The sequence below is a fragment of the Thomasclavelia sp. genome, from assembly GCF_047249845.1.
GTDB lineage: Bacteria > Bacillota_I > Bacilli_A > Erysipelotrichales > Coprobacillaceae > Thomasclavelia.
This window is the reverse complement of sequence record NZ_JBKTWO010000084.1, coordinates 1-5400: the sequence shown is the minus strand read 5'-3', so window position 1 is coordinate 5400 and position 5400 is coordinate 1. Positions and strand designations below refer to the sequence as shown.

At 31.6% G+C, this 5400-nt stretch carries 7 protein-coding genes; all 7 read left to right on the top strand.

Annotated features, from left to right (window positions below; all coding sequences use genetic code 11):
- Positions 1-1119 (top strand): helix-turn-helix domain-containing protein (locus ACLR9T_RS13135; RefSeq protein ID WP_413109959.1); only part of this gene is annotated, 1119 nt, incomplete at its 5' end.
- A gap of 177 nt (positions 1120-1296) precedes the next feature.
- Positions 1297-1779: a PTS sugar transporter subunit IIB gene (locus ACLR9T_RS13130; protein ID WP_022007325.1), complete on the top strand. Its 483-nt coding sequence runs from the start codon at positions 1297-1299 to the stop codon at positions 1777-1779.
- A gap of 13 nt (positions 1780-1792) precedes the next feature.
- On the top strand, positions 1793-2665 hold the full coding sequence (locus ACLR9T_RS13125) for a PTS mannose/fructose/sorbose/N-acetylgalactosamine transporter subunit IIC (protein WP_022007324.1): 873 nt from the start codon (positions 1793-1795) through the stop codon (positions 2663-2665).
- Complete coding sequence (locus tag ACLR9T_RS13120; protein WP_413109958.1) at positions 2658-2801, top strand: hypothetical protein; 144 nt, start codon at positions 2658-2660, stop codon at positions 2799-2801. The genes ACLR9T_RS13125 and ACLR9T_RS13120 overlap by 8 nt, the downstream gene beginning before the upstream one ends.
- Complete coding sequence (locus ACLR9T_RS13115) at positions 2795-3484, top strand: PTS system mannose/fructose/sorbose family transporter subunit IID (RefSeq protein ID WP_413109957.1); 690 nt, start codon at positions 2795-2797, stop codon at positions 3482-3484. Before ACLR9T_RS13120 ends, ACLR9T_RS13115 begins: the two co-directional genes overlap by 7 nt.
- 51 nt (positions 3485-3535) lie before the next feature.
- Positions 3536-4366, top strand: a complete 831-nt coding sequence (locus tag ACLR9T_RS13110; protein WP_413109956.1) for a carbon-nitrogen hydrolase family protein — start codon at positions 3536-3538, stop codon at positions 4364-4366.
- 21 nt (positions 4367-4387) lie between these two features.
- Positions 4388-5389: a LacI family DNA-binding transcriptional regulator gene (locus tag ACLR9T_RS13105; protein WP_413109955.1), complete on the top strand. Its 1002-nt coding sequence runs from the start codon at positions 4388-4390 to the stop codon at positions 5387-5389.
- Positions 5390-5400: the final 11 nt, after the last annotated feature.

Below are 5400 nucleotides of genomic sequence, written 5' to 3'. Positions count from 1 at the left end.
CAAGAATATAGACAGCTGTTAATGGCTAATAACACTAACTGCACAGTAGAACAATTTTGGCCTGGTGGAAGAAAGGAAGTCATTGCAGTGGCGATAAAACTATTGTGGAAAAAAAGTGATCTCAATGTAGATGAAAATCTAAGTATTATGAAATATGAAATTTATGATTATTTGCAAAGCTGCTTAGAAAAACAAAACAATCTTTTGATTAAAAAAGATAGTAATGCTTTCTCAGCATTAATTCAGTTAAAGGAATGTGATAATTTTCCGGAAGTTGTTTTAGCATTGGAAAAAGAAGTGTTACGTAAATATCCAGTTAAATTTATTGTTGGAATTAGTAATAAAAGTACAAGTGTTGTAAAGCTTTATGAAAGTGCTAAACGAGCTTTAGATTTATACTATTTTACAGAAGAAAAATTTTGTCATGATGGAACTAGAAAAAATATTGAAGTTAATCAAGAGCAGTTTCAAGCACAATATCATGAATTAACCCAGTCGATTATGATGAATCATGATGTTGATATTATTGTTGATACAATTGTGGACACTGTTGGAATACTAAAAGATATTCATTATGGTAATCGGTCTGCTTTAATCAATGAATGTATTTTATTAATTGGACAGATCTATTTAGTTTTAAATGATTGTGGGTTAGTCGATGATACATATCAAAATGAACAACTAAGTTTTATTGAGAATATTCAAAGTAAGTTATCATTTAATAAATTAATTAGTGCCATTAAGGATTATTATCAACAGTTATTTTTAAAGATCCAGCTTTTAAGTGGACTTAGAGAATCACAAGAGATTACAAAAATCAAACAATATATTAATGAGCGTTATAATGAAAATATTACATTGGAACAGTTAGCTGATTATATTGGGATGAATGCAGCTTATTTAAGTACTTTTTTCAAGAAAGAAACAGGTCAAAATTTTAAAAATTATCTTACAATAGTACGAATGAAAGAAGCGCTAAGATTATTGAATAGTACAGATTTAAAAAGTTATGAATTAGCAAGCCGAGTAGGGTATAATGATCCAAAACAGTTTCGCAAAAAGTTCAAAGAAATATTTGGTGTTTCTCCACAACAATATCGCAGGCAAGAGAAAGATTGATTTTTATTAAAACGGGGATTTTTATAGGAAAAGAGGGGTGTTCTTTGGAGCATCCCTCTATTTTATTGTTGCCTGATTCTTTATTTGTTATTGTGTAGTTGTCCCAAAAAATGATAGCGCATACACTTGGCGTTAAGAAAAAACAAAAGGGTAGGTAGTAATGAAAGGAGATATAAAATGATTAAAATGTTAAGGATTGATGACCGGCTGATTCATGGGCAGATTGCAGTTGTGTGGTCAAAAGAATTAGGAGTAGATCGGATCGTGGTAGCAAATGATAAAGTAGCTGTAAATGATGTTCAAAAGGCAACATTAAAAATGGCTGCTCCGGCAACGGTGAAATGCAGTATTTTATCAGTTGAGGATGCTTGTGATATTTTTAATGATCCACGAGCTGCATCGATGAAGATTTTAGCAATCGTCAATAATACCGATGATGCTAGAAGAATTTGTGAAAAGGTCACAAATGTTAATTTATTTAATGTAGGTAATTATGGATTAATTAGTGGGGATGTTGCTAAGAAAAGAAAAGTCGGTGATACCTTTTATGTAGATGATCATGATGTTGAAAATCTAAAAGCAATAGTAGCTTTAGGTATTCCATCAGTTTATCAGTTAGTGCCAACTAATCCAGTAAGACAAATTAAAGACTTAATCTAGGGGGAAAAGAAAGATGTTATTAAGTGCATTTTTGGTTGCAATTGTAATGTATGTTGCAAAATTCACCGATTGGATTGGGCAAATTGGAGTACGTCCAATTTGGATCTGTCCATTAGTCGGTTTAGTATTAGGTGATTTACAAGCCGGAATTATTTTAGGAGCAAGTTTAGAACTAGTATTTATTGGAGCAATTTCAATCGGCGGTTCAGTTCCACAAGATTTTGTATCAGGAGGAATACTTGGCTGTGCTTTTGCTATTTTACTTGGTAAAGAGGCCGATATTGCTGTGACTTTAGCAGTACCAATTTCATTAGCATTCACAGTGATTTTTCAAGCTGAAACAATTGTTTGGACAGCATCAGTACCGTTGTTTGATAAATTTATTGAAGAAAGAAATTTTAAAAATTATTCTAAATTACACTATTTAATCAGTTTTGTACATCCACTACCATATTCAATTGTAACATTTTTAGCAATTGCTTTTGGAACAAGTGGGATTGAATCATTTATTAATTCGATGCCGGCTTGGGTCATGAGTGGGTTTGGAATAGCAGCTGGCATTTTGCCTGCAATCGGATTTGCCATGTTGATTAAAATGTTATGGGATAAATCAATTGTATGTTTCTTCTTTTTAGGATTCTTTGCAGTTAAATATATTACTTCATTTATGAATTATTTTTTAACTGCAATTCAAGGATGTAAAGGTGGCGAAACGACAGCTGCTTTTTCTGCGAGTAGCTTAACAATGCCTATGGCAATTTTAGCAATTTGTATTGCAGTATTCTATTTCTTTAATGATTCTAAGCATCGAGATGAAATGAAAAATGTGAATAGTACAGCTAAAGTGGAAAATAGTAATGATAAGGAGGGATTCTTTGATGAATAAAGAACTATTTAAATTGAATAATGATGATAAAAAGATGATGAAATCATTATTTTGGCGTCACTTGTGGATATTGCAAGGAATTAACGGGGTACGGATGCAAGGAATTACGATTGCCTGGATCTCCAGCCAATGTTAAGAAAAATATATAAAAAAGACGATGAAGCCTATTGGCAGGCAATGAAACGGCATACAGTATTTTTTAATACAACACCACAAATGGCACCATTTATTTTAGGGTTATCCTTATCGATGGAAGAAGAAAATGCTAAAGATCCTAAAAACTTTGATGCTGAATCAATCAATGGAGTAAAAGTTTCTTTGATGGGGCCTTTTGCCGGTATTGGTGATTCTTTCTTTACCGGGACATTTAGAATTATTGCAACAGGATTAGCTTTAGGGCTATGTCAGGCAGGAAATATTTTAGGACCAATCTTATTCCTTTTAGCATTCAATATTCCTAGTGTTCTCTTTCGCTGGTTTGGAGGAATCTTGGGATATAAGTTAGGTGGCAAATATATTAGTGAAGCAGCAACGTCCGGATTGCTTCAATCAATAACTAAGGCTTGTGGAATTATGGGTCTAATGATGGTTGGCGTTATGGCTGCGCAAAATGTAAATTTTACTGTGGCAATTGCTCCAGTAGTAGGAGAACAAACTTTAAATATCCAAGGTCTGTTAGATCAAATTTTGTTAGGATTATTACCATTAGGATTTATTTTTGGGTGTTATGGACTAATTAAGAAAAAAGTTAATCCTATTTGGATCATTATTGGAATTTTAGTATTTTCATTTGGATGTGCATATTTAGGGATTGCATAAATAAAAGGGCACAGGAGTACCTGTATTTTTAATAAAATAGGAGAAATCTTCATGAAACTAGCTTTAATTCAAGAAAAACAAAATAAACTATATTCTTTCAATCAACCGGATTTAAGGTTTACTAAAGATCAAATTATGGAATTACAAAAAGAAATGATTGATCAAAATTTAAAAATGATACAAAGAGCAATAAGCCATAATGTCGATTTAGTATTGACAAGTGAGGCAATTAATTTTGTTGGAAATCCTTATCGTTATCAAGAAAAGCCCTATGATTTAGTTGTATCTAGTCAAGATTATTTATTGGAAGCATGTGCCAAATTGGCTAAACAAGGAAAAACATATTTAGTAGTTGGTATGTTATTGGCAAACGAACATCAGCAATTATCAAATAGTGCTGTTGTTTTCAATAAAAATGGACAAATATGTTTCGCTTACGATAAGGTATTTTTGGCTGGTGATGAAAATGACTATTTGAGGCCAGGTAGCCATTTTCCTATTTGGGATAGTGAATTTGGGAAAGTTGGTATTGCAATATGTGATGATATGCAATTTCCTGAAACTATTAGAGCTTACGCAAAACAAGGAGCAGATTTAATTCTTTGTCCAACATGGGGGTGGGAAAATATTTATGCTAGATGCCGGGCTTATGAAAACGGTATTTATTTAGCTAGTGCGATGGCAGTTCCTTTTTATAAAGATATTACTGATTTAAGAAGTCCTAGTGAAGTAATTGGTCCTAATGGACAGGTGCTTGCTTGTGCTGGTAATAGTAGTAAAGAGATATTGTTTTATCAAATCAATGATATTAGGGATTGTAAAAGGCAAAGAGAGTTGCGGCAAGTGATGATAGCAAAATGGCAATCATTTTCTAAAAAATAGTGTTTGAATGGAAATGTAATAATGGATAATAAAATAACTATAAATGAAATTGCAAAATTAGCTGGTGTTTCAAAGACAACAATCTCATTTTATTTAAATGGAAACACACAAAGCATATCCTTAAAAACCCAAAAGACAATTGCAACAATTATTAAACAAACTAATTTTCAACCTAATCTTGCTGCCCGTTGTCTTAATTCAAAAAGCAGTAAGCTAATAGGTGTTTTAATTAGTGATATCACTAACACATTTTCAAATCAAATAGTTAAAGGAATTGAAACAATAGCTAGTAAGTACAATTATCAAGTCATAGTTGGAAATAGTGAATATAGCTATCAGCGTGAAGAAAATTATATTGAACAGATGCTTTCAATGGGAGTAGCGGGATTTATTGTTCAACCAACAGCACAATTTAGAAAGTTATCTAAGAAATTATTAAAACTAAATAAACCATTAGTTTTTTTTGATAGTAAATTATATGATTTAAAAAGTAATTGGATCAAAACTAATAATTATGAAGCAACATATGAAACGATTGTTAAATGTATTATTAAAGGGTATGAGTCTTTTTATCTAATAACGGCTGATCCGCAATTAATTAGTACAAGATTAGAACGGGTTAGTGGTTTTATTGATGCTCTAGCAGACTATAATTTTAACTATAAAACCTTTATTTTGGAGAATGATCGTGTAGATTTTAAAATGCTGCATAATTTTTTTGAAAGTACGCTAAATGTATCAAAGAAGTCCTTAGTATTTGTTCCTAATTGTTGGGCATTACCAGATATTTATCTTGCCTTAAAACAATATCGAAATAATATGCCGCAAATTGGTTTAATTGGATTTGATAATCTTGAATGGGTTAATTTTTCCTCGCCTAGTATTACAACAATCATTCAACCAGCTTTCAAAGAAGGAGAGGAGGCGGCTAAAATAGTCATTGATCAAATCGAGGGTAAAAATAAACTTGATAATCAAAAGATTCTTAACTGCTATGTTAATTGGAATGAATCAACTTTATAAATAATAAACCA